This is a genomic window from Kitasatospora sp. NPDC096147 (assembly GCF_044763225.1).
Taxonomy (GTDB): Bacteria; Actinomycetota; Actinomycetes; order Streptomycetales; family Streptomycetaceae; genus Kitasatospora.
On sequence record NZ_JBIWFX010000007.1, the window covers coordinates 138,276 to 164,007 of the forward strand.

General features: G+C 75.3%; 26 protein-coding genes. 17 read left to right on the forward strand and 9 right to left on the reverse strand.

The features are described from left to right. Positions 1-84: 84 nt before the first annotated feature. A complete protein-coding gene (locus ACIRBX_RS22805) occupies positions 85-378 on the reverse strand; it encodes a WhiB family transcriptional regulator (protein WP_402298918.1) in 294 nt (97 codons plus the stop codon). Between the two features lie 87 nt (positions 379-465). Further along, the gene (locus ACIRBX_RS22810) at positions 466-636 is read right to left on the reverse strand and encodes a hydrophobic protein (protein ID WP_402298919.1); all 171 of its coding nucleotides are present in this window, start codon (positions 634-636) and stop codon (positions 466-468) included. A 243-nt stretch (positions 637-879) separates the two neighbouring features. Here ACIRBX_RS22810 and ACIRBX_RS22815 point away from each other — a divergent pair, with 243 nt between their 5' ends. From ACIRBX_RS22815 to ACIRBX_RS22850, 8 genes are all read left to right on the forward strand, one after another. Beyond that, positions 880-1,299: an SsgA family sporulation/cell division regulator gene (locus tag ACIRBX_RS22815; RefSeq protein ID WP_402298920.1), complete on the forward strand. Its 420-nt coding sequence runs from the start codon at positions 880-882 to the stop codon at positions 1,297-1,299. A gap of 102 nt (positions 1,300-1,401) precedes the next feature. Beyond that, on the forward strand, positions 1,402-2,265 hold the full coding sequence (locus ACIRBX_RS22820; protein WP_402298921.1) for an STAS domain-containing protein: 864 nt from the start codon (positions 1,402-1,404) through the stop codon (positions 2,263-2,265). Further along, on the forward strand, positions 2,262-2,642 hold the full coding sequence (locus ACIRBX_RS22825; RefSeq protein ID WP_402298922.1) for an STAS domain-containing protein: 381 nt from the start codon (positions 2,262-2,264) through the stop codon (positions 2,640-2,642). Before ACIRBX_RS22820 ends, ACIRBX_RS22825 begins: the two co-directional genes overlap by 4 nt. 38 nt (positions 2,643-2,680) lie before the next feature. Beyond that, positions 2,681-3,064 (forward strand): anti-sigma regulatory factor, encoded by a 384-nt coding sequence (locus tag ACIRBX_RS22830; protein WP_402299220.1) that lies wholly within the window; start codon positions 2,681-2,683, stop codon positions 3,062-3,064. Then, positions 3,052-4,281, forward strand: a complete 1,230-nt coding sequence (locus ACIRBX_RS22835; RefSeq protein ID WP_402298923.1) for an ATP-binding SpoIIE family protein phosphatase — start codon at positions 3,052-3,054, stop codon at positions 4,279-4,281. Before ACIRBX_RS22830 ends, ACIRBX_RS22835 begins: the two co-directional genes overlap by 13 nt. Continuing rightward, positions 4,278-6,053: a hybrid sensor histidine kinase/response regulator gene (locus tag ACIRBX_RS22840; protein ID WP_402298924.1), complete on the forward strand. Its 1,776-nt coding sequence runs from the start codon at positions 4,278-4,280 to the stop codon at positions 6,051-6,053. The genes ACIRBX_RS22835 and ACIRBX_RS22840 overlap by 4 nt, the downstream gene beginning before the upstream one ends. Further along, positions 6,050-7,690: a SpoIIE family protein phosphatase gene (locus ACIRBX_RS22845; protein WP_402298925.1), complete on the forward strand. Its 1,641-nt coding sequence runs from the start codon at positions 6,050-6,052 to the stop codon at positions 7,688-7,690. Before ACIRBX_RS22840 ends, ACIRBX_RS22845 begins: the two co-directional genes overlap by 4 nt. Positions 7,691-7,821: 131 nt before the next feature. Beyond that, a complete protein-coding gene (locus tag ACIRBX_RS22850; protein ID WP_402298926.1) occupies positions 7,822-8,175 on the forward strand; it encodes an STAS domain-containing protein in 354 nt (117 codons plus the stop codon). A gap of 208 nt (positions 8,176-8,383) precedes the next feature. On the opposite strand, the gene ACIRBX_RS22855 is transcribed toward ACIRBX_RS22850, so the two are convergent. Then, positions 8,384-9,364, reverse strand: a complete 981-nt coding sequence (locus ACIRBX_RS22855; protein WP_402298927.1) for a serine/threonine-protein kinase — start codon at positions 9,362-9,364, stop codon at positions 8,384-8,386. A gap of 157 nt (positions 9,365-9,521) precedes the next feature. Between ACIRBX_RS22855 and ACIRBX_RS22860 the strand changes: the two genes are divergently transcribed. Together ACIRBX_RS22860 and ACIRBX_RS22865 are read left to right on the forward strand one after the other, a co-directional pair. Beyond that, on the forward strand, positions 9,522-9,932 hold the full coding sequence (locus ACIRBX_RS22860; protein WP_402298928.1) for an ATP-binding protein: 411 nt from the start codon (positions 9,522-9,524) through the stop codon (positions 9,930-9,932). 62 nt (positions 9,933-9,994) lie between these two features. Continuing rightward, positions 9,995-12,337, forward strand: coding sequence for an ATP-binding protein (locus ACIRBX_RS22865; RefSeq protein WP_402298929.1), 2,343 nt, complete (start codon positions 9,995-9,997; stop codon positions 12,335-12,337). A 129-nt stretch (positions 12,338-12,466) separates the two neighbouring features. Here the strand turns inward: ACIRBX_RS22865 and ACIRBX_RS22870 are convergent, their stop codons facing one another. The 3 genes from ACIRBX_RS22870 to ACIRBX_RS22880 form a co-directional block, all read right to left on the reverse strand. Next, entirely contained in the window at positions 12,467-12,877 is a 411-nt protein-coding gene (locus ACIRBX_RS22870) for a response regulator (RefSeq protein WP_402299222.1), read from the reverse strand. Further along, complete coding sequence (locus ACIRBX_RS22875; RefSeq protein ID WP_402298930.1) at positions 12,877-14,649, reverse strand: PP2C family protein-serine/threonine phosphatase; 1,773 nt, start codon at positions 14,647-14,649, stop codon at positions 12,877-12,879. Before ACIRBX_RS22875 ends, ACIRBX_RS22870 begins: the two co-directional genes overlap by 1 nt. A gap of 125 nt (positions 14,650-14,774) precedes the next feature. Next, entirely contained in the window at positions 14,775-15,539 is a 765-nt protein-coding gene (locus ACIRBX_RS22880) for a response regulator (protein WP_402298931.1), read from the reverse strand. A 112-nt stretch (positions 15,540-15,651) separates the two neighbouring features. On the opposite strand from ACIRBX_RS22880, the gene ACIRBX_RS22885 reads away from it, so the two are divergent. The 7 genes from ACIRBX_RS22885 (at position 15,652) to ACIRBX_RS22915 (ending at position 22,904) form a co-directional block, all read left to right on the forward strand. After that, entirely contained in the window at positions 15,652-17,265 is a 1,614-nt protein-coding gene (locus tag ACIRBX_RS22885; protein WP_402298932.1) for an ATP-binding protein, read from the forward strand. After that, positions 17,262-18,569, forward strand: coding sequence for a PP2C family protein-serine/threonine phosphatase (locus tag ACIRBX_RS22890; RefSeq protein WP_402298933.1), 1,308 nt, complete (start codon positions 17,262-17,264; stop codon positions 18,567-18,569). The genes ACIRBX_RS22885 and ACIRBX_RS22890 overlap by 4 nt, the downstream gene beginning before the upstream one ends. Then, complete coding sequence (locus tag ACIRBX_RS22895; RefSeq protein ID WP_402298934.1) at positions 18,553-19,449, forward strand: SigB/SigF/SigG family RNA polymerase sigma factor; 897 nt, start codon at positions 18,553-18,555, stop codon at positions 19,447-19,449. Before ACIRBX_RS22890 ends, ACIRBX_RS22895 begins: the two co-directional genes overlap by 17 nt. A 94-nt stretch (positions 19,450-19,543) precedes the next feature. Beyond that, a complete protein-coding gene (locus ACIRBX_RS22900; protein ID WP_402298935.1) occupies positions 19,544-19,906 on the forward strand; it encodes an STAS domain-containing protein in 363 nt (120 codons plus the stop codon). 134 nt (positions 19,907-20,040) lie between these two features. Continuing rightward, positions 20,041-20,493 (forward strand): ATP-binding protein, encoded by a 453-nt coding sequence (locus ACIRBX_RS22905; RefSeq protein WP_402298936.1) that lies wholly within the window; start codon positions 20,041-20,043, stop codon positions 20,491-20,493. A gap of 114 nt (positions 20,494-20,607) precedes the next feature. Beyond that, positions 20,608-21,951, forward strand: a complete 1,344-nt coding sequence (locus ACIRBX_RS22910) for a peptide ligase PGM1-related protein (RefSeq protein ID WP_402298937.1) — start codon at positions 20,608-20,610, stop codon at positions 21,949-21,951. 2 nt (positions 21,952-21,953) lie between these two features. Continuing rightward, complete coding sequence (locus ACIRBX_RS22915; RefSeq protein ID WP_402298938.1) at positions 21,954-22,904, forward strand: zinc-binding alcohol dehydrogenase family protein; 951 nt, start codon at positions 21,954-21,956, stop codon at positions 22,902-22,904. Positions 22,905-22,963: 59 nt separating this feature from the next. On the opposite strand, the gene ACIRBX_RS22920 is transcribed toward ACIRBX_RS22915, so the two are convergent. The 3 genes from ACIRBX_RS22920 to ACIRBX_RS22930 are packed head-to-tail and all read right to left on the reverse strand — an operon-like array spanning position 22,964 to position 25,697. After that, positions 22,964-23,509: a MaoC family dehydratase gene (locus tag ACIRBX_RS22920; RefSeq protein WP_402298939.1), complete on the reverse strand. Its 546-nt coding sequence runs from the start codon at positions 23,507-23,509 to the stop codon at positions 22,964-22,966. Further along, positions 23,506-24,741: an aminotransferase class I/II-fold pyridoxal phosphate-dependent enzyme gene (locus ACIRBX_RS22925; RefSeq protein ID WP_402298940.1), complete on the reverse strand. Its 1,236-nt coding sequence runs from the start codon at positions 24,739-24,741 to the stop codon at positions 23,506-23,508. The genes ACIRBX_RS22920 and ACIRBX_RS22925 overlap by 4 nt, the downstream gene beginning before the upstream one ends. Then, positions 24,738-25,697, reverse strand: coding sequence for an HpcH/HpaI aldolase/citrate lyase family protein (locus tag ACIRBX_RS22930; RefSeq protein ID WP_402298941.1), 960 nt, complete (start codon positions 25,695-25,697; stop codon positions 24,738-24,740). Before ACIRBX_RS22930 ends, ACIRBX_RS22925 begins: the two co-directional genes overlap by 4 nt. Between the last annotated feature and the right edge of the window lie 35 nt (positions 25,698-25,732).

Sequence of the window (25,732 nt, forward strand, 5' to 3'; positions counted from 1 at the left end):
GACCCTCCCCTCACCCGTTCCGGCGCATCGTACCCCGGGGAGCCGCCCGCCCCGTCCGGGCCGCGCGGTCGGGCTGAGGGGCCGTCAGGCAGCCTGCACCGGCCGCACGGGCCCGAGCAGAACGGCCCGTTCGTCCTCGGAGAGGCCGCCCCAGACCCCGTACGGCTCGCGCACCTGCAGGGCGTGCCGGAGGCACTCCCGGCGCACCGGGCAGCCCTGGCAGACCAGCTTGGCCTGCTCCGCGCGCTCGTCCCGGGCCTTGCCGCGCTCGCCGGAGGGATGGAAGAACTCGGCGGTGTCGTGGTCCCGGCAGACGGCTCGGAGCTGCCAGTTCCAGTGGTGCTCGAAGGCGCCGGGCAGGCGGGCGATCTGGGTCACTGCTCTCTCACCTCGGGGAGTCGGTGGCGGGCGGCGGGACGGAGCGGGCCCGCACGGTCCTCGTGCGGGCCCCGGCCTGAGCGGTGGTCACCACCGGTACCAGCGGCCCCGGCTGCCGGAGGCGCCGGTGCCCCGGGCCACGAAGCCGACCAGCCAGAACACCAGCACGATCACGGCCACCCACCAGAGCGCCTTCAGGGCGAAGCCGGCGCCGAACAGCAGGAGGGCCAGCAGCAGGACGAGCAGAAGGGGAACCATGGTGACCTCCGTGGTCAGTCGTTGTCGGCGGCTCGCCTGCCCGGGGCGGCGGAACGTATGCGGGGGAATCTTCCGGGCGGACCGGGGCAGACGACGCGAACCCGTGTGCGGGCACTGGGCCGGTGGAGTGAAGCTGCGGGGGAGGGCGGAGTGGAACCGCGCAGCCGGGGCATCCGGGCTCCCACGGAGCGTCAGGGACCGACCTCACGCCGCCGCCTGACCACCCGTCACCGAGGGGGAGTGTTGGACACCGCCAAGACCGTCGCCCACCGCCTGGCCGTCCGGATGCTGAACAGCGCCCACCCGGACCTGTCGCTCTCCGCCCGGCTGGTGTACGACGCCGCCGCTCCGTACGCGGTCGAGCTGCACGTCCTGGAGGTGCGCCCGTACCCGGAGGACGAGCCGCCGGTGTGCTGGACCTTCGGCCGGGAGCTGCTGGACCGGGGACGCCACGTGCCGTCCGGCCTCGGCGACGTGCTGGTGGCGCCCGGCCCGGGCGGCACGGTGCTGATCGAGCTGCGCGGCACCGGCGGCACGGCGGTGCTCGGCATGCCGGGCGGCCAGGTGGACGACTTCCTGGCGGACAGTCACTCGCTGGTGCCGCCGGGGGAGGAGGGCCGCCACCTCGACCTGGAGGGCTGCCTGGCCCGGCTGCTGGTCTGACCGGCCCTCCTGGAACCCCGGCGGATCTTTTTCACCGGAGGGTGGTTTGGGATCGCGCGGACGGGTCAGACGGGCGTGAGCCCGTGGGTACGGGCCCGATCGATGGGATGTGCGCGCGTGACGGTACAGGCAGTGGAGTCGGTGCGGCTGGTCGAGCTGCTCTCGGAGCGGCGCGAGGCGCTCGGCGCGGAGTGGGTGGAGGCGGTCGCGCGGACGCTGCGCGGCCGGATCAGCGCGGCCGAGCTGGACCGTGAGCTCCAAGAGCTCTTCACAGCCCTGGTGGAGGCGCTCCGGCGCGGCGGCCAGGACTGGCAGGGCGAGGAGTACGCCGAGGTCCGCGCGCTGCTCACCGAGCTCTCCCGCAACCGCGCCCGGCAGGGCTTCAGCACCACCGAGACCGCCACCAGCGTGCTCGCCTTCAAGGCGATCCTGGCGCCGACCACCGACAGCTCGGCCCAGGACATCACCGCCTACCTGGAGCTGGCGCGGCTGATGGACGCGCTCGCGCTGTTCACCATGGAGGTGTACGCGCGGACCCGCGAGGAGCTGATCAGCGCGCAGTCCGACCAGCTGCTGGAGCTCTCCACCCCCGTGGTCAAGCTCTGGGACGGCGTGGTGGCCGTGCCGCTGGTCGGCACCCTGGACTCGGTCCGCACCCAGGTGGTGATGGAGAAGCTGCTCCAGGCGCTGGTGGACACCGGCTCGGAGCAGGCGATCATCGACATCACCGGTGTGCCCGCAGTGGACACCGAGGTCGCCCAGCACCTGCTGAAGACGGTGGTGGCGGCCCGGCTGATGGGCGCCGAGTGCACCATCTCCGGCATCCGCCCGCAGATCGCGCAGACCATCGTCGCGCTGGGCATCCAGTTCGGCGACATCGTCACCAAGGCGACGCTGGCCGACGCGCTCAAGCACGCGCTGCGCCGCGGCGGCATCGACCCGACCGAGACCGGGGGCCGGCCGTGAGCGAGCGGGTGCCCGTACTGAAGATCGGCGAGGTGCTGCTGGTCTCCATCCAGGTGGACCTGGAGGACCAGACCGTCCTGGACCTCCAGGACGACCTGGCCGAGCGGATCGTGGCGACCGGGGCGAGCGGCGTGGTGATCGACATCACCGCCGTGGAGATCGTCGACTCCTTCGTCGGCCGGATGCTGGCCACCACCGCCGCGATCTCGCGGATGCTGGACGCCGAGACCGTGGTGGTCGGGATGCGCCCGGCCGTCGCGATCACCCTGGTCGAGCTCGGGCTCTCGCTCGGCGGGGTGCGGACGGCGCTCAGCCTGGAGAAGGGCCTGGAGATGCTCGGCCGGCCGTCCGACGGCCGACGCGCGGTCCGCCCGTGACCGGCTTCGCGCCCGCCCCCGAGGGCGCGCAGGAGAGCCTGCCGGTGCGGTCCAACGACGACGTGGTCCGGGCCCGGCAGTCCGTCCGGGTGCTGGCCCAGCGCTGCGGGCTCTCGCTGGTCGACCAGACCAAGCTGGTCACGGCCGCCAGCGAGCTGGCCCGCAACACGCTGGTCTACGGCGGCGGCGGCACGCTGCGGGCGGGGCTGGTCCGCCAGGGCGCCCGGCTCGGTGTGCGGGCGGTCTTCGAGGACCACGGGCCCGGCATCCCGGACGTGGAGCTGGCCCTGACCGACGGCTGGACCTCCGGCAGCGGGCTGGGCCTCGGCCTGAGCGGTGCCCGCCGGCTGGTGGACGACTTCGAGCTGGACACCGAGGCGGGCCGGGGCACGCTGGTGTCGGTGACCAAGTGGGCGCGGTGAGACCGGTGCTGACGGCCAGTGAGGACGTGGCCTGGTACCGCGACGAGCCCTCGCTGCCCGCCGCCGCCCGGGGCGCCGCCGCCGCGCTGGCCCGCCGGATCGGCCTGGGCGACCAGCGGGCGGCCGAGGTGGCGCTCGCGGTCAGCGAGGCCGCCACCAACCTGTGCCGGCACGCGGTGGACGGCTCGCTGCTGCTGCGGGTGGTCCGCACCCCGTCCGAGGCCGGGCTGGAGTTCGTCACGGTCGACGCCGGCCCCGGCATGGCCGACGTGCCGCACGCCCTGACCGACGGGACCTCCTCGGCCGGCACCCTGGGGATCGGTCTGGGCGCGATCTCCCGGCTGGCCGACTCCTTCGACCTGCACTCGCTGCCCGGCCGGGGCACCGTGCTGGCGGCCCGCTTCTGGGCCCGCCCGGCCGGGCCGCGCGCCCGCGCCGAGCAGGGGCCCCCGGTGGCCGGGCTGACCCGGCCGATCAGCGGCGAGCAGATCTGCGGCGACGCCTGGGCCGCCCGACCGGCCGCCGGCGGGGTGGCCGGTGAGGCAGCCGAGCCCGTCGCCGCCCACCGCGCGACCGCCGCCCCGGCCCTCAGCTGGGCCGCGCTGACCGGGCTGACCGGGCCGTCCGGACCGACCGGGCGCAGCCCCGGGCCGGACCGTCCGGGGCTGCGCCCGGCGCCGACCGCGCGGCCGACCGGCCCGGCCGATCCGGACGCCCTGCTGGTGATGCTCTGCGACGGCCTCGGCCACGGCCCGCTGGCGGCCCGCGCGTCCCAGGACGCGGTGGCCGCCTTCCACGAGTCCCGGGCCGTCCGGCCCGAGACCGTGCTGGCCGACGTCCACCGGGCCCTGCGGGGCGGCCGGGGCGGCGCGGTGGCGGTGGCCCTGATCCGGCCGGCCGCCCGCCGCCTGCTGTTCTGCGGCGTCGGGAACGTCAGCACCTATCTGCTCGACCCGGCCGCCGGCACCCGGCGCGCCCTGGTCTCCGCCCCGGGCATCGTCGGTCACCACCTCCCGCCCCTGCACTCCGTCGAGCTGGAACTCCCGGCCGGCAGCGCGGTGGTGATGCACTCCGACGGGCTGACCGACCGCTGGCGCTCGGACGACCTGCCCGGCCTGCTCGACCACACCCCGCTGGTGGCGGCGGCCCAACTGCTCCGGGAGGCCGCCGTGCGCCGGGACGACGCGGGCGTACTGGTGGCGAAGGGGCCGTGGTGACCGAGGACGACACCGCCGCCGTGCACCTGATGACCGTCCCGGTCGCCACCGAGCAGGACACCTTCGCGCTGCGCCGCTGCGGCCGGTCGGTGGCCGAGCTGTACGGCGTGGAGCACCAGGACCAGATCCGGCTGGCCACCGCCCTCAGCGAGCTGGGGCGGGACCTGCTGGCGGCCACCGCCCTGACGGTGGAGTTCACCGTCAGCGGCGGGGCCCCGCCCGTGCTGCTGGTCACCCTGCGCTGGCAGGGCGGCCCCGGTCCCGGCCGGGAGGCGCTGGGCGCCGCCGCGCGCCTGGTGCGGATACGCCGGGACGGAGGTCCGGAGACCGGACACCTGACGGTGGAACAGCCCCTGCTCATCTCCGGCACGTCAGCGGCCGGCCTGACCGGAAGGGCACGCGAGGTGCTCAGCGCGCACGCCGGCTCCTCGGGCGCGGAGGATGCCCGGGCACAGACCAGGGACCTGATCGCCGCACTGGAGGAGTCCCGCGCCCAGCGCGAGGAACTCCACCGGCTGAACCAGGAGTTGGAGGAGACCAACCGGGGAGTGCTGGCGCTCTACTCCGAGCTCTCGGCCGAGCTGGAGGAGACCAACCGGGGCGTGGTCGCGCTCTACGCGGAGCTGGACGAGAAGTCCCGCCTGCTGCGCGAGGCGAGCGAGGCCAAGACCAGGTTCTGGGCCAACGTCAGCCACGAACTGCGCACCCCCGTCAACTCGGTGGTCGGCCTGGCCGGTCTGCTGCTGGACGGCGACCAGGGCCGCTTCGAGGAGGAGGAGCGGATGCAGCTCGGGCTGATCGCGGCCTCCGGCCGGACCCTGCTGACCCTGGTCGAGGAGCTGCTGGACGTGGCCAAGGCCGAGTCCGGCCGGCTGGAGCCGGCCTGGTCCCGGGTCGACCTGAGGGCGCTGCTCGGCGAACTGCGCGGCACCCTGCGGGCGGTGGGCCCGGCCGAGCAGGTCACCCTGGCCATCGCCGACCCGAGCACCGCACCGCCGCTGGTCAGCGACGAGGTGATGCTCACCCGCATCCTGCGCAACCTGCTCTCCAACGCGCTGAAGTTCACCGAACGCGGCACCGTGGCCCTGGACGTGACGACCGGTCAGGACGGGGAGCTGGTGCTCACCGTCACGGACACCGGCGTCGGCATCCCGGCCGACCAGCAGGAGCGGATCTTCGAGGAGTTCTACCAGGTGCGCGGGCCGCACCAGCGCGGCCGGTCCGGCACCGGCCTCGGCCTGCCCTACGCCCGCCGCCTCGCCGGCCTGCTCGGCGGCACCCTCACCCTCACCAGCACCCCCGGCGAGGGCACCGCCGTCACCGTCCGGCTGCCGGCCGGCCCACCCGCCCAGGAACCGCCCGCCCAGGACCCGCCGGGCCGGGTCGCGGTGCTGGTCACGGTGGACGACGACGAGGCGTACCGGGCGGTCGTCCGGCCGCTGCTGGACCAGGTGGCCGAGCGGGTCATCGAGGTGGCCGAGGGCGGCCGGGCCCTGGAGGCCGTCCGGCGCGAGCACCCGGACGCCGTGCTGCTCGACCTGCAGATGCCCGACCTGGACGGCTACCAGGTGCTGGCCCAGCTCGCGGCGGACCCGACGCTCCGTCAGCTCCCGGTCGTCGTGATCACCTCGGCCGACCCGTCCGTCCTGGAGCACGACCGGCTGGCGCACGCCCGCGCGGTGCTCGACAAGCGCACCCTCGCACCGCAGCAGCTGGCCACCGCCTTCGCGGCGCCGCCGGTCCGGGCCCTGGACGGGCGGGCCGTCCGGTGACCGCCGACCACAGCACCGACGGCGCGGCCACCGTCCTGGTGCTGGACGACAACGACGTCAACCGGTACCTGATCCGCAGCCGCCTGACCCGCCACGGCCACACCGTGCTGGAGGCCCGCGACGGCACCGAGGCGCTGGCCATGCTGGCCGCCGCCGACGACCGCGAGCTGCCCGAACTCGCCGTGGTGGATGTCCGGTTGCCCGACATGAGCGGCTTCGAGGTGTGCGAGCGGATCAAGGCCGACCCGCGCACCGCGGCGATCCCGGTGGTGCACGTCTCGGCCACCGCGATCGAGGTCGCGGACCGCGCCCAGGGCCTGCACCGGGGTGCCGACGCCTACCTCACCGAACCGATCGCCCCGACCGAGCTGCTGGCCACCGTCACCGCCGTGCTGCGCTACGCGCGGGCCCGCCGCCGGGCCGAACGGCTGGCCACCCGGGTCACCACCCTCAACCGCACCACGCTCGCGGTCTACGAGGTGACCGGCGCCGAGGCGTTCGCCGCCCGGGCGGCGGCCGGCACCGCCACCCTGATGGACTCCCCGGCCCTCGCGCTCGCCCTCAGCCCGCACGGTGGCACCCTGCACCTGGCGGCGGCCGACCGCCCGGGCCGCGAGGGCGACGCCCCGCCCCGGCTCTCCCGGGCACCGGTCGGCCTGCTCGACCAACTGGCCGACCGGGTGCTCGGCGACGCGACCGGAGCCGAGACGGCCGTGCTGCCCCGCGCCGACTGGCAGCAGCTGGCCGCCCGGCTCGACGGCCCGGTGGCCGACCTGCTGCCCGGCGACGTCGCCGTGCTGCTCGCCCGCACCAAGCAGGGCCGCCCGCCGGTCGCCCTGCTGGTGGACGCCGACGCCCTGGCCAACCCGGACGACCGGGGCCTGTTCGCCCAGCTCGGCCACACCTGCGGACTCGCCCTGGAGGCGGTGCGGGTGCGCAGCGAGGAGCACGCACTGGTGCTGACCCTCCAGCGCACCTTCCTGCCCGACCGGCTGCCCGAGGTCGAGGGCGTGGACCTCGCCGTCCGCTACGAGCCGGCCGCCGCCCACACCGAGATCGGCGGCGACTTCTACGAGGCCATCGAGACCCCGGCCGGCCTGCTGCTGGCCATCGGCGACGTGGCCGGCCACTCGCTGCACGCCGCCATGGTGATGGGCGAACTCCGGCACGCGCTGCGCGCCTACGCCATCGAGGGCCACGACCCGCAGACCCTGCTGGACCGGCTGGACGCCCTGCTGGTGCGGCTGCGGCCCGCGATGACCGCGACCGTCTGCCTGGTCCTGGTGGAGCCGGGCGGCCGGCGCGTGCGGATCGCCAACGCCGGGCACCTGCCCCCACTGCTGCGCTACCCCGACGGCTCCACCCGCTACCTCACCGAGCACGGCATCCTGCTGGGGCTCAACCTGCCGCACCCCGCGCCCGTCACCCACGAGGTGCCGCCCGGCTCCACCCTGCTGCTGCTGACCGACGGTCTGGTGGAGGTGGCCGGGGAGGACCTGGACGAGGGCCTGCGGGAGCTCGCTGACGCCGTGTCAGCCTCCTCGCAGGAGCTGGACGAGCTGTGCGACGGGCTGCTCGCCGACTTCGGCAAGGCGAAGACCGACGACATCGCGCTGCTGGCGGCGAGGCTGCACTGAGCCCCCGTACTCAGCCCCCGTACTCAGCCCCCGCACCGAGCCTCTGCACGGAGCCTCTGCTCCGAACCTCGGAGACCCCGATCGCCCACCCATCCGCCCGCCCGTCGGTACGGGCCCTGTCAGGAGTTCCGGTGCCCGACTACACCCTCGCCACGTCCGTCCACACCCATCCGAGCGGGGCGGTGGTGGTGGTCGCGGACGGAGAGCTGGACCACCACACGGCGCCCCGGCTGATCCGGACCCTGACCACCCTGGAGCCGACCGCCGGCCTCCCCCTGGTGCTGGACCTCTCCGGCCTGTCGTTCTGCGACTCGGCCGGGCTCTCGGCCCTGGTCGCCGCCTACCGGGTGGCGGTGAACGCCGGGGCGCCGTTCGCCCTGGCCGGGGCCGACCGCGACCTCACCCGGATGCTCCGGATCACCGGCGTCGACGGGGTCTTCGGCCTGTACCCGGACGTGGAGCAGGCGGTGGCCGCCCGGTCCTGACGACGGCTCGGCCGGACCGAGCGCGCTCCACCGAGCCGTCGGCCGTGCCCGTCCGTGCGTCCGGCTGTCGGGTGCCCCGGTGCCGGCCCTGCCCCTCGGTCGGCTTACCGCCGTGCCTGGTCCTGACGGCGGCTCGGCTCGGCCCGCCGTCCGTGCGCACCCGTCCGCCCGTCCCGCAGCACCCACCCGGCTGGGAGCGGACGGACCGTCACCGGCGGGCGCCCACCGCCTCGGCCGGTGCCGCACCGTGGGCCGCCGCCCCGGCCAGGTCCGTCAGCCCGGTGAGCGACAGCAGGGTGGTCGCGGCGGCGGTCAGCACCGCGACCGGCCGGCGCTCGGGCCGACGGGCGTGGCGGTGGCGCTGCGGCGGGGCCGGGACGGCCGCCAGCTCGGCCAGGGTCCGTGCGCACTCGTCGGCCGAGGGCCGCCGGTCCGGCTCGGTGGCGGTCATCCGGCGCAGCAGCCGGGCCAGCGAGTGCGGCAGTCGGCCCGGTATCCGGGGCGGCCGGTGGAGCCGGGCGGCTGCGGCCTCCAGCGGGGCGCCACCGTACTCCCGACGCCCCGTCAGGCACTCCAGCAGCACCAGCCCCAGCGCGTAGACGTCCGAGGCGGGCCGGGCCCGCCGCCCCCGGATCTGCTCGGGGGAGAGGTAGGCGGGTGTGCCGACCACCAGCCCGGTCCTGGTCAGCTCGGCGTCCCCGGGGAGCCGGGCGATGCCGAAGTCCGCGAGCCGGGGGGTGCCGTGGCGGTCGAGCAGGACGTTGGACGGCTTGACGTCCCGGTGGACGATGCCGTGGCCGTGGACGAAGGCCAGGGTCCGGGCCAGGGCGGCGCCGAGGCCGGCGACCGAGGCGGGTGACAGGGCGTCACGGGCCAGCAGCTGCCGCAGGGTCGGGCCCTCGACCAGCTCCAGCGCCAGGTAGTGCAGGCCGCCCCAGCTGCCGCCGTCGTGCACCGTGACCAGGCCCGGGTGGTCGAGCCCGGCCAGTGCGCGGCCCTCCAGCACGAAGCGCTCGGCGGCGCCCTCCTCGGCCGTCGGCCGGAGCACCTTCAGGGCCACGTCCTGCCGGGAGTGGTGGTCGTGGGCCCGGAGGACGTCGGCGGCCCCGCCGCTGCCGAGCCGCTCCCGGACGTGGTAGCGATCGGCGAACAGCTCTGTCGCCACGGGCAGGGCACAGGGGGTGGCCATCGACGTCTCCGCTCCGGAGGTTCCACCGCGCCCCGGCGCCGGGAAGGGTGGGCTCCGGGCCGCCTACCCGGCCGTGGCCGGTCCACTCCCCGTGCGTCCGGGTGGCGGTCCGGGGTAGGCGAGGGAGGGTCAGTGAGCTGGAGCGGAGGGCGGAGTGATGGGTGATCAGTCGATGCGGGCGACCGGGTGGGCCAGGTCGTTCCCGGTCAGCGGAGGGGTGCGCGCGGGGCGGCGGTGGACCGGCGAGCACCTGCGCGCGCTGGGCTGGACGGAGCACGCGCCCGACACGGCGGATTCGGTGCTGCTCGCGGTCTCCGAGCTGATCACCAACGCGCACCGCCACGCGGGCAGCGACGCCAGCCTGGTGCTCACCTGGGACGGCCGCTCCCTGGAGGTCAGCGTCCACGACTCCTCCCCGGTCCTCCCGGTGGTCCGCGCCCCGGACGCCACGGCCACCGGTGGTCGCGGCATCGGCATCGTGGCCGCCCTCGCGGACGACTGGCGCACCCACCCGCAGTCCGACGGCAAGACCGTCACCGCCACCTTCACCCCGCCCGGGACGGACTGACCCTCCGCCACGTGCGGAGGGCCGGACGTCCGCCGAGGCCCGGCGGTGCGAGGATGCGTCAGGTGCCGGTACCCGTCCGGCCGGAAGCGGTGAGGTGCGTGGTGGTGGAGACCGACGGCTGGCTGTCGCAGCGCGAGGTGGCGGCCGAGCAGGTGGTCGAGGGCGCCTTCGACCTGTCCGCCTGCGTGCGCGAGGAGATCCACCTGCTGGGCGGTGTCCAGTCGTACGGGACGCTGCTCGCGGTCGATCCGGCCACCGGCCTGGTGGACACCGCCGCCGCCAACGCGGCCGGGCTGCTGGGCCACCCGGGCCGCAGCCTGCCGGGCGTGCCGGCCGAGGAGCTGCTCGGCGCGGAGCAGTACGCCGAGGCCCGCGCGGTGGCCGAGGACGAGGGCGGGGCGGCCGGGGTGCTGCCGATGGTGCTGACGGCGGGCGGCGAGCCGTGGCCGGTGGACGTGACGGTGCACCGCACGGGTGGGCTGCTGGTGCTGGAGTTCGAACCGCGCGCCGAGCCGCCGTTCCGCCTCGACGGGTTCTACCGGGGCGTGCGGCAGGCGCTCAACCGCCTGCGGAAGTCCCGGACCGTGCTGGAGGCCTGCGCGGCGGCGGTGCACGAGATGCGCGAACTGACCGGCTTCGACCGGGTGGTGGCCTACCGCTTCGACGGCGAGGACGGTCCGGGCGAGGTGCTGGCGGAGGACGCGGCGCCGGGCCGCGAGCCCTGGCTCGGCCTCTGGTTCCCGGCCACCGACATCCCGCCGCAGGCCCGCCGGCTCTACCGGGAGAACTGGATCAGGGTGATCGGCGACGTCGACGACCCGACCGTCGGGCTGGAGCCGCCCACCCGCCCGGCCACCGGACGGCCGCTGGACCTCTCCGGCTCGGTGCTGCGGACCGTCTCGGGCTTCCACCTGGAGTATCTGCGGAACATCGGCGTGCGCTCCTCGATGTCCGTCTCCATCCTCTTCGAGGACCGGCTCTGGGGTCTGATCGCCTGTCACGGGGACCGGCCGAACCGGCTGTCGCCCGAACTGCGGGCCGCCTGCGAGTTCTTCGGCATCGCCTTCTCGATGCAGCTGGCCGCGATCGCCGAGCGGGAGCGGTCCGCCGCCTCCGACGCCGCCCGCGCGGCGGTCGACCACACCTGCGAGCGGCTCTCCACCGACCTGGCCGCCTTCGTCCACGACGAGGGCGACGCGCTCCGCGAGCTGGTGGCGGCCCAGGGGGTGGTGCTGTACCGGGACGGGGTGGCGACCGGCGACCTGGACGCCCTCCCCGGCACCCTGCTGGCCACCCTGGCCGAGCGGGCCGCCGCCGCCGGGTCGGCCGAAGTCTGGTCCACCGACCGGCTGTTGGAGGACCTGTACGGCGCCGACGGCGCCCCGGACCCGGCCGGTCCGGTCCCGCCGAGCGGGGTGATGCTCGCCCCGCTCGGCGGCACCGGCGACTACCTGCTCTGGTACCGGGGCGAACGGGCCGTCACCCGCCGCTGGGCCGCCGACCCGCAGCGCCCGGTGAACGTCGGCAGCCGCGGCGAGCGGCTGACCCCGCGCGGCTCCTCGGCGGTCTTCGAGGCCACCGTGCGCGGCCGGAGCGAGCCCTGGCGCACCGCCGACCTGGTGGCCGCCCGCGAGCTCGGCCGCACGGTGGCCGGCCGGCTGCTCGCGCACACCGCCGAACTCACCCGGCTGAACGCCGAACTGGCCCGTTTCAACGAGGACCTGGACTCCTTCGCGCACGCCGCCGCGCACGACCTCAAGGAGCCGCTGCGCGGCATCGCCAACGCGGCGGCCTTCATGGCCGAGGACGCCGGCGACCGGCTGGACGGCACCTCCCGGCGCCGGCTGGCCACCGTCCAGCGGCTGGCCACCCGGATGGACGACCTGCTCAACTCCCTGCTCCACTTCGCCCGGCTCGGCCGGGCCGGGCTGCGGCCGGTGCCGGTCGCGCTGGACGAGGCGCTGGACGAGGCGCTGGAGGTGGCCGGCCCCCGGCTGGCCGAGCAGCGGGTCACGGTGGTCCGCCCGCCCGCGCTGCCGGAGCTGACGGCCGACCGGGACCGACTGCACGAGGTGCTGGTCAACCTGCTGGTGAACGCGGCCAAGTACGCGGCCGACGGAGGGCCCCGGACGGTCGAGCTGGCGGTGGCGGAGCGGGTGCCGCCGGGCGGTACCGCACCGGTGCGGGCGGTGGTGGTCCGGGACAACGGGATCGGCATCCCGGCCGACCAGCAGCAGGAGGTGTTCGAGCTGTTCCGGCGGCTGCACCACCGGGAGGAGCGCGGCGGCGGCTCCGGGGTCGGCCTGGCGGTGGTGAAGCGGATCGTCGAGCGGCACGGCGGCCTGCTCTGGCTGGACAGCGAGCCGGGCCGGGGCACCGAGGTCTGGTTCACCCTCGGCGGCTGAGCCGACGGACCGTCAGGGTGCCGGGGCCGCCTCGCCGGTGGTGCCGTCCGGGCGCTGCGGGAGCACCTTCCGGGCCCGGCAGCGGGCCGGCCCCGGATGTCGGCCGGCACGCCGTGCCCGCCCCGGCTGTCAGGCGGCGCCCGCGCCGAGCCAGTAGTCCACTGCGCCGCGCAGTACGGTCTGGAACAGCTCGAAGTTGACGGGTTTGTAGACGTAGCTGTCGGCGCCGGCCGCGTAGCAGGCGTCCACCTCGGCCGGGGCGGTGGAGGAGGTGAACACCACCACCTTCACCTCCGCCAGCTCGGGCCGGGCCCGGATGTCGGCCAGCACGCCGTGCCCGCCCCGGCCGGGCATGTTGAGGTCGAGCAGCACCAGCAGCGGGGCCGGCCGGGTGGTGTCGAGCAGCCGGGGGAGGGCCGCCTCGCTGCGGGCCAGGAACTCCAGGCGGAGCAGCGGGTGCGAGCGGGTGAGGGCGCGCAGGATCGCCTCGGAGTCCTCCTCGGAGTCCTCCACCACCAGCATCAGGGCGGGGTCCTTCATCATCGGGTGGTTCCTCCCGGTGCTGCTCCGGCAGCGGGCGTGAGTGCGGGGGCGGACGGGGGTGGGGTGAGGCCGGCCACCAGGACCGCTATGTCGTCGGTCCCGGAGGCGGTGAACTCGGTCGCCTCGTAGGCGAGCCGCTCGGCCAGCTCGGCCGCCGGGAGGTCGCGCAGCTTCGCCAGCCGGGCCTTCAGGTGCTGCTCGAAGAAGACCCCGCCGGCGTCCCGGGACTCGGTCAGGCCATCGGTGAACATCACCAGCCGGTCGCCCGGCGCCAGCCGGACGGTGCTCTCCTCGTACGCGGAGCGCTCCAGCACCCCGAGCAGCAGGCCCCGGGCCGGCACCTCGTCCACCGTGCCGTCCGTGCGCAGCACCAGCGGCGGCGGGTGCCCGGCGTTGGCGGCGTGCACCAGCAGCCCGCCGTCCACCGGCTCCAGCACGCAGGCCAGCGCGGTGACGAACCGTGAGGTGGCGGCGGAGTGCAGCGTGCGGTTCAGCCGGGTCAGCGCCGGGCCCGCACCGGTGCCGTCCTCCAGCACGGTGCGCAGGGTGTGCCGGGCCAGGCCGGTCAGCGCGGCGGCCGGCGCACCACGCCCGCAGACGTCGCCGATCAGCAGCGCGGTCCGACCCTCGGGCGCGGCCACCACGTCGTAGAAGTCGCCGCCGACCTCCAGCATCGCGTCCGCGACCCGGTAGGCGGCGGCCAGCTCCAGGCCGGGCAGCTCCGGCAGCCGGGCGGGGAGCAGGTGCCGCTGGAGCGAGAGCACGTCCTGCCGGCGCTGCTCGTAGCTGGCGGCGTTGTCGATCGCCAGCGCGGCCCGGGTGGCCAGGTCGGCGCGGAAGGCGGGCTGCGGGACGCGGTCCCGGTCGTAGAGGAAGGTCAGGGTGCCGAGCGCGCGGCCGTGGGCCCGGAGCGGATCGACCGTCAGCGCCCGGATCGGCCCCGCCTCCGAGCCCGGACCGAACGGGCCGCCGGCCAGCTCGGCCTCGCCCAGCAGCAGCCCGCCGGGGCTGCGGGAGGCCCGGGCCAGCAGCGCGGCCAGCCACGGGTCGGCCGGGTCGATGGCCACCAGTCGGGCCTGCCGCCGCGCGCTGACGTGCACCTGGGCGACCGCGGCCGGAGCGCCGTCCCGGTACAGGTGGACCAGGCAGCCGTCGGCCACCGCCGGGACGGCGATCCGGGCCACGCGCTGCAGGGTCTCGCCGATGTCCAGCGAGGACCCCATCTGGAGCGAGGCCTCGGCCAGGATGGCGTCCCGGGCCAGCAGTTCCTCGCGCCCGTGCTGGTCGGAGAGCCGCTGCTCGCAGCAGGCGACCACGTCCGCGGCCTGGGCCAGGCAGTCCGCGGCGGCGTCGGCCGCGGACTCGTCGGCGACGCCCAGCAGGATGGTGCCCCAGCCGCCGTCGCTCAGCGGGAAGACCGCCTGGACGGCCAGTGCCGCGCCGCTCGCCGCCAGTTCGGCCGCCTCCGGGCGGCCGGCCGCCGCCAGCGCGCCCGGGTCCGAGCGGTGGACCGGCGGGCCGTCGGTGACCGGGGCGGGCAGCGGTGCGTGCAGTGCGCCGTCCGGGTACTCCCAGCGCGGCTCGGCGTCACCGGGGTGACTGATCCTCAGGTACCGCACCCGGCGGTCCGCACCCCACCGGGCGCCCGCCACCACCAGGACGCCGGGCTCCCCGCCCAGCGCGCCGAACAGCTCGGCGGTCAGCGCGGTCACGTCCGGCGCCGAGGTGGCCACGCGCCACAGCCGGTGCAGGTGGTCGCTCCACGCCATGCGCTCGTCCTCGTGTCCTTGACGGCCCGTCGGGCCGGTGTCGTGCTCCGGTCGCGGCTCGCCGGGGCGGTGGCCGGAGCCCCGCCTACCCGCGACCGGTGGTGCCATGCGGTGCCGACCGTCCGTCAGTCGCGGGGCGGGCGGGTGGCGGTGTCGAGGTAGAAGGCGTCGATGCTCTGCACCGCCCGCTCGAACTCGGCCAGGTTGACCGGCTTGGTGACGTACGCGTTGGCGTGGCTGCTGTAGGCGCCGGCCACGTCGTCGGGGGCGGCGGAGGTGGTGAGCACCACCACCGGGATGGACCGCAGGTCCTCGTCGGTCTTGAGCACCCGCAGCAGGTCGCGGCCGTTCATCCGGGGCATGTTGAGGTCCAGCACGATCAGGTCGGGCCGTACCGTGCCGGGGGCGCGCAGGTGCTCCAGAGCGGCGATGCCGTCGGTCACCTGGACGAGGTTGCGGGCGCCGCGCTCGGCCAGCGCCTCCTCGATGAGGATCGCGTCGGCCTCGTCGTCCTCGACCAGCAGGACGTCGAAGGCACGGGCGGGGCTGGTCATCATCAAGGTCTCCGTGGGTGCTTCATCGGAATGGTCGTAGATGCCCGGCCAGCGCCGTCGGGCGCCCTGGCGGGTCAGGCCGCAGGCCGCGCCGAGCTGCGGGTAGCCGGCCCCGGCGCGGGCGGCGGTGACGGCGGCCTCCCGCTGGAGGTGCTCGGCGGCCAGCCGGAGCCGGTCGAGGACGTGCACCAGGCCGAGCGCCGGGGCGGCGGCCCCGGCTCCGGTCGGCTCCAGCAGGTGCAGGACCAGGCGCCGGGCCAGCCGGTCCACGGCGGCCTCGGCGATCGCCGCCGTCTCCTCGGTGCTGGATCGGAGCACGAAGTTCTTGCCAGGCATGACGCCCACTCTAGGCGGGTTTCCGGAGCCACGACAACAACCGTTGTCGCAATGGCCCTACAGTATGCGCGGGCCCCCCTCCCGGATGGCCCGTACTGGAGGTGCTCAAACCATGCCCGACGACCGCAGGCCTCCGCACAGCGGGCCGGGTGCCGGATGGACCACCCGGCGCTGGCTGCGGAGCGGCGTCGCCCTCGCCCTCGCGGCACTGGCGTTGCTGGGCGGTGCCGGGTTCTGGGTGCTGGACCGGACCCAGATGCTCAGCACCGAGCTGGTGGACGTGCGCTCCCCGGCGATGTCCACCTCGTTCCGCCTGGAGGCGGCCCTGCTCAACCAGGAGACCGGCATCCGGGGCTACGGCCTGACCGGCAACCCGGTCTTCCTGACGCCCTATCAGCAGGGCCTGGCCGACGAACGGGCGTACACCGCCCGGCTGGCCGAGCTGCTGCGCGGCAACGACACCGGGCTGGCCGACCTGGCCGCGCTCGGCACGGCGGTCGCCGCCTGGCAGCAGGACACCGCCCGCCCGATCGCCGAATCCCCGCCCGGCACCCCCTCGCCGGAGGCCGCCGCCTCGGCCACCGCCGGCAAGGCCGGCTTCGACGCCGTCCGGGCCGGCCTCCAGCGCCAGCAGGAGCACCTGAGCGCGGACCGGGCCCGGGCCCGGACCGACCTGCTGTCCACCATGCGGCTGCGGAACTGGCTGTTCGGCGCCATCGCGGTGGTCATCCTGCTGCTCACCGTGCTGGCCTTCGAAGGCCTGCGCCGGGGCGTGACCAGGCCGCTGGAGCGGCTGGGCTCGGACACCCGGCGGGTCACCGGCGGTGATTTCGGACACCCCGTCAGCACCGCCGGCCCGGCCGACCTGCGGCGGCTCGGCGAGGAGATCGACTCGATGCGGCTCAGCCTGGTGCGGGAGCTGTCCTTCACCGAGGAGGCGAGGATGCGGCTGGACGCCCAGGCGGCCGACCTCCAGCGGTCCAACGCGGAGCTGGAGCAGTTCGCCTACGTGGCCTCGCACGACCTCCAGGAGCCGCTGCGCAAGGTCTCCAGCTTCACCCAGCTGCTCCAGCGCCGGTACGGCGGGCAGCTCGACGACCGCGCCGACCAGTACATCGGCTTCGCGGTGGACGGGGCGAACCGGATGCAGGTGCTGATCAACGACCTGCTGGAGTTCTCCCGGGTCGGCCGGGTGCACCAGAGCCACCAGGAGGTGGACCTGGAGAAGACCCTGGAACGGACCCTGGACGCGCTGAGCGTCGCCGTCGAGGAGGCCGGCGCGGTGATCACCCACGACCCGCTGCCGACCGTGATCGCCGACCCCACCCAGATGGGGATGCTCTGGCAGAACCTGATCGCCAACGCGGTCAAGTTCCGCCGCCCCGGCGCCCACCCCGTGATCCACGTCTCGGCCCGCGCGCAGGCGGACGGCCGCTGGCACTTCGCCGTCACCGACGACGGCATCGGCATCGGCCCGGAGTTCGCCGAGCAGGTCTTCGTGATCTTCCAGCGGCTGCACACCAAGGACGTCTACGGCGGCAGCGGGATCGGTCTGGCGATGTGCCGGAAGATCGTCGAGTTCCACGGCGGCACCATCGCCGTCGACCCGGAGCACCGCGAGGGCACCCGGATCACCTTCACCCTCGCGGCCGGCGCCCCCGCCGCCTCCGCCGACGCCCCCGCTCCCGCCGCCGACGGCCCGGTCGCGGAGCGGCCCGCCCGATGACCACCACCGCCGCCACCGTGCCCGGCACAGCCGAGGAGCAGCCGCTCTACCGGGTCCTGCTGATCGAGGACGACGACGCCGACGCCCTGCTGGTCGAGGAACTGCTGCTCGACACCGGCCTGCGCTTCGAACTGACCGTCAGCACCACCCTGGCCGAGGCCAAGCGGCTGCTGACGACCCGTCGGATCGACTGCGTCCTGCTCGACCTGCACCTGCCCGACGCGGCCGGCACCGCCGCCGTCCGCGAGCTCGCGCCCGAGCACGCCGTGATCGTCCTGACCGGCCTCTCCGAGGCCCGGGCCGGCACCGAGGCGATGGCCGCCGGCGCCCAGGACTACCTGGTCAAGGGCAAGGTGGAGCCCGAGCTGCTGCGCCGCACCCTGCGCTACGCGGTCTACCGCAGCCGGACCGAGCGGGCCGCCATGGAGGCCCGGACGATCCGGTTGCGGGCCGAGGAGAACGCCCGGCTGGAGCGCGGCCTGCTCCCGCCGCCGATCCTCGGCACCTCCACCGTGCAGGTCACCAGCCGCTACCTGCCCGGCACCGCGATGGCCCTGCTCGGCGGCGACTTCCTGGACGTGGTCGAGGGCGACGACGGCCTGCTGCACGCGGTGGTCGGCGACGTCAGCGGGCACGGCCGGGACGCCGCCGCACTCGGCGTGCTGCTCCGGATCGCCTGGCGCTCGCTGATCCTCGGCGGCCACCGGGGCGAGGAGCTGCTGCACCTGATGGAGCGCGTGCTGGTCGCCGAGCGGGACGGCGACTCGCACTTCGCCACCTGCACCCTGCTCACCCTCGACCAGCACCGGGGCACCGCCACCCTGCACCTGGCCGGTCACCACGAACCGCTGATCACCACCCCGGACGGCACCCGCGAGGTGAGCGCCGCCCACGGCATCGCGCTCGGCATCCTGCCGGGCCTGCGGAACTGGCCCAGCACCGTCGTCCCGCTGCCCGGCACCGGCGCCCTGACGCTCTACACCGACGGCCTCACCGAGGGGCACGACGGCGGCAGCGGGGAGCGGCTCGGGGTGGACGGCCTGCTGGCCCTGATCAACGCCTCGGCCCCGGCCGACCCGGCCGTCCACGTGGACCGGCTGATCGCGCGCACCCAGGAGCTGAACGCGGGCCGCCACACCGACGACCTCGCCGTGCTCCACCTCCGCTGGGACCGCAGCCGGCCCGCCCCCGAACCCCTTCACCGAAACTTCACATCCGATCCGCGCATGGGCTCCGGAATCCCGGGTAGCCGGGCGTCGGACCCGACAGCCGAGGGGAAGGATCGACATGGCCGCGATCGGTGACCAGTTGGTGGTAACCGCGCCCGCCCAGCAGGAGGACCGGGTACGCGTGGCTCCGCCGCGCAGCCCCCGGGACGCCGCGCCCGAACTGGCCGAGGTCGGCGACCTCGCCGAGGTCGCGCCGACCGACGCCCGCGACCTCACCCGGGTCCTGCTGGTACGGCTGGCCGCCCTGGAGGAGGGCACCCGGGAGTACTCCTACGTCCGGTCCTCGCTGGTCGAGCTGAACCTCTCGCTGGTGCGGTTCGCCCTGCGCCGGTTCGGCTCGCACCGGGAGAACACCGAGGACCTGATGCAGGTCGGCGCGGTCGGCCTGATCAAGGCGATCGACCGCTTCGACCCCGAGCGCGGGGTGGAGTTCACCACCTTCGCCATACCGACCATCCTCGGCGAGCTGCGCCGCCACTTCCGGGACACCACCTGGGCCGTGCACGTGCCGCGCCGGCTCCAGGAGCTGCGGCTCTCGCTGGCCAAGGCCCAGGACGCGCTCTCGCAGAGCCTGGACCGGGCGCCCACGGTGGCCGAGCTGGCCGAGTACCTGAGCATCTCCCAGGAGGAGGTGGTCGAGGGCATGACGGCGGCGAACGCGCACAGCACCGACTCCCTCGACGTCCCGGCCGGGCCGGACGAGGACGGCCCGGGGGCGATCGCCGCCCGGATCGGCGGGGTGGACGAGCGGCTCGGGATGGTCGAGGACCTGGTCTCGCTCCAGCCGCTGGTCGCGGCACTGCCGGAGCGGGACCGCCTGATCCTGTCGATGCGGTTCACCCAGGAGATGACGCAGTCCCAGATCGGCGAGCGGCTCGGGCTCTCCCAGATGCACGTCTCCCGGCTGCTCAGCCGTACGCTGAAGCAGCTGCGCGCGGGCCTCGAGGGCCGCTGACAGCGACCCGCGTCCGCTGGTCCGGTCCGGCCGGTTTGGCCGGGCCGGGCCGCGGTGCGTACAGTCACGACGACACTCCGGGGAGGGAACGAGGATGCCCGTCCACGACGACGAAGGCTTGACGGTCGACCTGCGACCGTCCGGCGAGCACGCGGTGGTCTGCACCCTCGCGGGCGACTTGGACATCGAATCGCTGGCGCCCGCCGAACAGGTGCTGGGTGAGGCGCTCCGGAGCGGGCCCGCCACCCTGGTGATCGACCTGGAGCAGGTCGGCTTCTGCGACTCCTCCGGGCTCAACCTGCTGCTCAAGGTACGGGTGGACGCCAAGGCAGCCGATGTCGGACTGCGGCTCGCCGCACCCTCCGCACCGGTCCGCCGACTGCTCGAACTCACCGGCGCCGAGGCCGTGTTCGAGCTCCATCCGAGCGTCCGTGCCGCCCTCGGGGAGCCCGGGTGAGCACCTTCCGGGTGGGCCCCGGCCGGGTCCGCCCGGGGCGACCGCCCGGCGGGCGGACCGCCGACCGCGCGCATCATCCGCGCCACGGCGGGAAGCAGCCTCAGCGACGACCACCGATCCGAAGGGTTGACCCCATGAGCGCCCCCCGGGAGACCCTGACCGACCGTCAGCCCGCCGGCCCCGCCTTCCCGCCCGGCGGCCAGCGCCGCCGACTGGCCCTGGCCGGGCAGCGCAAGCCGGTGGCCCGGGCCCGGGAGTTCACCGAGGGCGCGCTGGCCGACTGGCAGTGGCCCGGGGCCGAGGACGTGGTGCTGCTGGCGGCCGAGCTGGTGGCCAACGCCATGCTGCACGCCGGCGGCCCGATCGACCTGCTGCTCGACATCACCGAGGCCCGGCTGCGGATCGAGGTCGGCGACTCCTCCCCGGAGCTTCCGGTGCTCCGCGAGCCGCACCGCCCCGGCGTGCCCGGCGGCCACGGCCTCTACATCGTCCAGCAGGCCTCCGACCGCTGGGGCGCCACGCCCCGCGCGGACGGCAAGGCGGTCTGGGCCGAGATCGACGCCGTGAGCGGCCCGCAGCCGGCCTGAGGTTGTTCACGGTTGTTGTTCGGCGGCGGTCCGCCGACCCCGAACAACCCCGGTGCGCTACACCTGGGAGGGCATGCTGCGGGAGCTGCACCTAGGGGCGGGAGACGGCGCCGGATGGCCACGCTGTGGATCGGGAACAACCGGACCGAGGAGATGGTCGGCGACCTCTCCGGGATGTCCTCCGTGGAGCTGGCCTTCGCCGGCTGCGGCGCCCAGCGGATGCTGTGGTTCGCCGAGGACGGCGACGTCCTGGTGCTGCCCTGGGAGCCGGAGCCGCACTACCTGGCGTACGTCACCGGGCTGACGGGCACTCAGGCGCCGGCCCTGACCGTGGTGGTGCCGCCCCCGGGCGTGCAGGGCACCGAGGTGCTCACCCCCGACCGGCTGGCCGACCCCGGCTTCCGGGCCGCGCTGGCCCGGGTGCTGGCCGCACGGGCGGCGGCCGGCGACCCGGTGGACCGGGTGGTCGGGATCGCGGGGAACGCCACGGTGGCCGCCCTGGCGGAGGCGCTGGGCATCGGCGGGGCCGTCCCCGGACACGCCTTCGCCGCCCAGGGCGGGCTGGCGCTGGTCAACTCCAAGGCCGCGTTCCGCGCACTGGCGGCCGGGGCCGGGGTGGCGGTGGCGCCCGGGACGGTGGCCGGCTCGCCCGCCGAGGCGGAGGCGGCGGCCGAGGCGCTGCTGGCGGCCGGGCACAGCGTGATGGTGAAGGTCGAGTACCAGGCGGGCGGCCACGGGAACGAGGTGCTGGTCCGAGACGAGGCCGTCCCGGTGCCGGCCGGGGCGCAGCGCGCCGTGCCGCTGGCGGACCGGGCGGCGGTGGCCGCCTACCTGGCCGAGCGGTGGGGCTGGCTGACCGGCGGGCGGGACCACCGGGTGGTGGTGGAGCGGTACTTCACCGACGCGGTGGCGCTCTACGCCGAGTTCACCGTCGGCGACGGCGGCGCGGTGCTGTCCGGCTGCGGCGAGATGCTGATGGACCCGGTGGTGGTCGGCGAGATCACCCCGCCGGTCACCCCGGACGCCGCGGTGCTGGCCGAACTGGTCGACCAGGCGGGCCGGCTGTGCGAGTCGCTGCGGGTGCTCGGCTACCGGGGCACGGTCAGCGCGGACGCCTTCCTCACCCCCAAGGGCGAGCTCTACTTCAGCGAGACCAACGGCCGGCTGACCGGCTCCACCCACCTGCACGAGGCGCTGATGCGCCGTCTGGTCGGCGCCGGGCGCCGGGCCGACCGGGTGATCCTGGAGCTGGCCGGTCTGGCGGTGCCGTCCTTCCCGGAGGCGGTGGCGGCGGTCCGCGACGCCGGGCTGGCCTTCGACCCGGCCACCGCCACCGGGGTGGTGTTCAGCTGCGACTTCGCCCGGGCCGACGGCTCGGTGATGTACTGCGTGATCGCCGGCTCGGCCGCCGAGGCCCGGACCGCCGAGCACCGGCTGCGCGCGCTGTTCGGCGGCTGAGCGTGCGGGCCGCGCTGATCCGGCGGTACGGCGGGCCGGAGGAGTTCGAGGTCGCCGAGGTGCCGGAGCCGGTGCCCGGCCCCGGGCAGTCGCTGGTGGACGTCACGCTGGCCGGGCTCAACTACGCCGATCTGCACTGCCGTCGGGGCGAGTACCTCCGGCTGCCGCTGCCCGCCGTGCTCGGCGCGGACGTGGTCGGCCGGCGGCGTACGGACGGCCGGCGGGTGGCGGCGCTGCTGCGCGGTGGCGGCGGGTACGCCGAAGTCGCCTGTGTGGAGCAGGCGTTCACCGTCGAGGTGCCGGACGCCCTGTCGGACGCGCAGGCGCTGGCGCTGCTGGAGCAGGGCGCGACGGCCTACGGTGCGCTGGCCCTGCTCGGGCGGCTGAGGCCGGGCGAGTGCGTGGCGGTGACGGCGGCGGCCGGCGGGGTCGGACACCTGGCGGTGCAGCTGGCCGTGGAGCTGGGGGCCGGGCGGGTGATCGGGCTGGCCTCGACGGCGGCGAAGCGGCGCTTCGTCCGCTCGCTCGGGGCGGACGAGGTGCTCGACCCGGCCGATCCGGCGCTGGCCGACCGGCTGGCCGGGTCGGGCGGGGTGGACCTCTTCCTGGACACCCTGGGCGGGCCGGTGCTGCGCGCGGGCCTGGCCGGGCTGGCGCCGTTCGGCCGGCTGGTCGGGGTGGGGGACCGGGGCGGTGCCGAAGAGGCTTTCACGGTCGGTGAGTTGGCGGACCGCTCGATCGGCGTGGCGGGCTTCTGGTTGCACCAGGTGCTGGCCGACCGGGCGCTCTACCTGCGGGTGGCCGGGGAGCTGTACCGCCTCGCGGCGGCGGGCCGGCTGGTGGCCACCGTGGACCGGGTGGTGCCGCTGTCCGGGGTCGGCGAGGCGCACCGGGCGCTGGCCGCCCGGGAGACCCGCGGGAAGGTGCTGGTGGACGTCGGCCGGACGGACTGAACCCGCCGGTGCCCGCGCGCGGGACGCGGGCACCGGCAGGTCCGGTCCACCCGGTGCGGTCAGTACCCGGTCGCCTCGTCCAGGCCGTGGCCGGACAGCGGGACCAGGAAGCTGCGTTCGAAGACCACCACCACCTCACCGGTCGACTTGGTGCCGGTGCTGCGGCAGGTGACGATGCCATGGCCGTCCCGGCTCTTGGAGAGCCGCTTGGCCAGGGTCTCGGTCTCGGCGTAGAGGGTGTCGCCGGCGAAGACCGGATGGGTCAGCCGGATGTTCTCCCAGCCGAGGTTGGCGGTGGTGCGACCGCTGGTGGTGCGCGCGGTCATCCCGCCCACGATGCTGAGCGTCACCAGGCTGGAGACCACCGGGCGCTGCCACGGGGTGTGGGCGCTGTAGGCGGCGTCGATGTGCAGCGGTGCGTCGTTCATGCTCAGCATGCTCATCAGCACGTTGTCGAGCTCGGTGACGGTCCGGCCGGGTCGGTGCTCGACCACCTCGCCGACGGTGAACTCCTCGTAGTACCGCCCGACCACCTCGCGGTAGCGCCCGGGGCCGAGCTCCCGGAAGCCGGAGAAGGCGGCTCCGCTCTCCCCGGCCGCGCTCACCGCTCCTCCGTCAGATCCCGGACCTGGGCCGCGAAGTCGGTGATCAGGCGCTCGTCCATGTCGGCCCGGAGCATCAGCCGCAGGCCCGCCTCGCCCTTGGGGACGATCGGGAAGAACACCGCCGAGCTGTAGTAGCCGCGCTCGAAGAGCCGCGCGGAGAGCCGTACCGCCTGCTCGGCGTCCCCGACGTCCACCCGGCGCACCGGCAGGCCGTTCCCGGCGAAGGAGGTCGGCAGCAGCTGGTCGAACAGGTCGATGTTCCGGTTCAACCTGGCCTGCAGGTCTTTGAGTTCGGGCGAGCGGTGGATGGCGGCACTGGCCAGCGAGGCACCGACCAGCGGCAGGGCCATGTTCTGCGACCAGCCGACCGGGCCGGCGTGCCGGTGCAGGAACTCGAACTGCTCCCGGCTGCCCAGCATCGCCACCCCACCACCGGTGCCGAAGCCCTTGCCGAGGCTGGCGGCGATCACGGTGAGCGGGTTCATCTCCAGCCGGGAGCGGACGAAGCCCTCGCCGTGCTCGCCCATGATGGAGAGCGAGTGCGAGTCGTCGACGTAGAGGAACAGGCCGTAGCGGTCCTGGAGTTCGAGCAGCCCGTCGAGGGCGGCGGCGCCGCCCATCGAGTAGGCGCCGTCGGCCACGTAGGCCACCCGGGGGTACTTGCGGCAGATGTCCTCCAGGTAGTTCAGGTCGTTGTGCGGGCAGTTGAGCACCAGGGCCTCGTCGGCGCAGATCGGCTTCACGTAGGCCATGCAGAAGTGGCAGAACCGGTCGAAGACCATCACCCGGGGCGTGCCGTCGCCGCCCAGGTGGCCGGAGGCGATCAGCGGCAGGATGCCGGCGGTCAGCGAGGTGCAGGAGGCGCCGGGCAGCACGTGGGCGCCGAACAGCTCGCCGAGCTCCTCCTCCAGCCGGACCAGCAGGTTGTGCCGGATCCGGGTGGTGGAGGTGACCAGCCAGGTGGAGCGGGACTCGGCCAGCGCGTCCACCGCCCCGGCCGCCACCGAGGGGTGGTTGTTCAGGCCGAGGTAGGCGCAGGAGACCATGTTGGCGAACTCGTGGCCGGTCTCCCGGACGGTGAGCCGGTTGTTGGACTCCGAGTCGACCTTGATGCCGATCAGCCCGTGCTCCCCGGCCGCCCGCCAGACCGGGTCGGCGGTGGCGAGCATGGTCTCGGCGTTGCGGTACCGGCGCGGTCCGGCGACGTCCGGGGGGTTGGGCTGGCTGCTCATGACGGCTCCTTCTCGGCGGAGTCGGCCCGGGCGCCGGTCGGGCCCGGGACGGCGGGGACGGGCTGGTCGGGCTGGTGGGTCGGATCGGTTGCGGTGGTCGGGTCGGTTGGGGTGGTCGGGGGGTCGAACTGCTCGACCAGGCGCAGCGCGGCCTCGAAGAACGGCATGCCGACCATCACGCCGTCCACCACGGTGACCGAGCGGCCGTTCTGCAGCCCGGCCTCCACCACCCGCCTGGCCCGGTCGAGCAGCTCCTGGTCCGGGCTGAACGCCTGGTTGATGGACGGGAGTTGGCGCGGGTGTACGGCGATCTTGCCGCTGAAGCCGAGGTCCCGGGCGAGCCCGGCCTCCCGGCGCAGCCCGGCCAGGTCGGCGACCTCGAACAGCGGGGCGTCCAGCACCTCCAGCCCGGCCGCCCGGGCCGCGTTGACCACCCGGGCCCGGGCCGGGGCCAGCGCCTCCCAGCCGAGCCGGGCGCCGACCGCGAAGGCGTAGTCGGCCGAGCCGAAGACCAGCCCGCGCAGCCGGTGGCCGGCCAGCGCGATGGCGTGGGCGTTCTCGATCCCGCGCGGGGTCTCCACCACGGCCAGGTACTCGGTGGCGGGGCAGTCGGCGGCCAGCGCCCCGGCCACGATCTCCACGTCCCGGGGGGATTCGGCCATCGGGATCAGCACCAGCTCGGGCTTGACGGCGTACCGGGTGAGGGCCAGCAGGTCGCGCAGCCCGTCCGGGCCGGCCACCGTGTTGATCCGGACCGCGCTGCGGGCCAGCCGGGTGGTCGGCAGCGCGAAGAACTCCTCGGCGAGCGCACGGGCCTCGGCCTTGCGGGCGGGCGGGACGGAGTCCTCCAGGTCGACCATGGCGATGTCCGCGCCGGAGCGGTGGCTCTTGGCGTAGCGCTCGACCGCCAGCGCGGGGGTGGAGAGCAGGGAGCGGCAGAAGCGGGTGTACTTCACGGGCGGTCTCCGGGGGTCGGTGTCGCTGGAGCCGG

What these genes read in the sequence shown, in the direction of transcription:
- ACIRBX_RS22855 (WP_402298927.1), bottom strand. Translation starts at nt 9,364, where the DNA reads ATGGCCACCCCCTGTGCCCTGCCCGTGGCGACAGAGCTGTTCGCCGAT.
- ACIRBX_RS22810 (WP_402298919.1), bottom strand. Translation starts at nt 636, where the DNA reads ATGGTTCCCCTTCTGCTCGTCCTGCTGCTGGCCCTCCTGCTGTTCGGC.
- ACIRBX_RS22905 (WP_402298936.1), top strand. Translation starts at nt 20,041, where the DNA reads ATGAGCGCCCCCCGGGAGACCCTGACCGACCGTCAGCCCGCCGGCCCC.
- ACIRBX_RS22820 (WP_402298921.1), top strand. Translation starts at nt 1,402, where the DNA reads ATGGGATGTGCGCGCGTGACGGTACAGGCAGTGGAGTCGGTGCGGCTG.
- ACIRBX_RS22885 (WP_402298932.1), top strand. Translation starts at nt 15,652, where the DNA reads ATGCCCGACGACCGCAGGCCTCCGCACAGCGGGCCGGGTGCCGGATGG.
- ACIRBX_RS22860 (WP_402298928.1), top strand. Translation starts at nt 9,522, where the DNA reads ATGGGTGATCAGTCGATGCGGGCGACCGGGTGGGCCAGGTCGTTCCCG.
- ACIRBX_RS22870 (WP_402299222.1), bottom strand. Translation starts at nt 12,877, where the DNA reads ATGAAGGACCCCGCCCTGATGCTGGTGGTGGAGGACTCCGAGGAGGAC.
- ACIRBX_RS22895 (WP_402298934.1), top strand. Translation starts at nt 18,553, where the DNA reads ATGGCCGCGATCGGTGACCAGTTGGTGGTAACCGCGCCCGCCCAGCAG.
- ACIRBX_RS22880 (WP_402298931.1), bottom strand. Translation starts at nt 15,539, where the DNA reads ATGCCTGGCAAGAACTTCGTGCTCCGATCCAGCACCGAGGAGACGGCG.
- ACIRBX_RS22890 (WP_402298933.1), top strand. Translation starts at nt 17,262, where the DNA reads ATGACCACCACCGCCGCCACCGTGCCCGGCACAGCCGAGGAGCAGCCG.
- ACIRBX_RS22900 (WP_402298935.1), top strand. Translation starts at nt 19,544, where the DNA reads ATGCCCGTCCACGACGACGAAGGCTTGACGGTCGACCTGCGACCGTCC.
- ACIRBX_RS22875 (WP_402298930.1), bottom strand. Translation starts at nt 14,649, where the DNA reads ATGGCGTGGAGCGACCACCTGCACCGGCTGTGGCGCGTGGCCACCTCG.
- ACIRBX_RS22925 (WP_402298940.1), bottom strand. Translation starts at nt 24,741, where the DNA reads ATGAGCAGCCAGCCCAACCCCCCGGACGTCGCCGGACCGCGCCGGTAC.
- ACIRBX_RS22910 (WP_402298937.1), top strand. Translation starts at nt 20,608, where the DNA reads ATGGCCACGCTGTGGATCGGGAACAACCGGACCGAGGAGATGGTCGGC.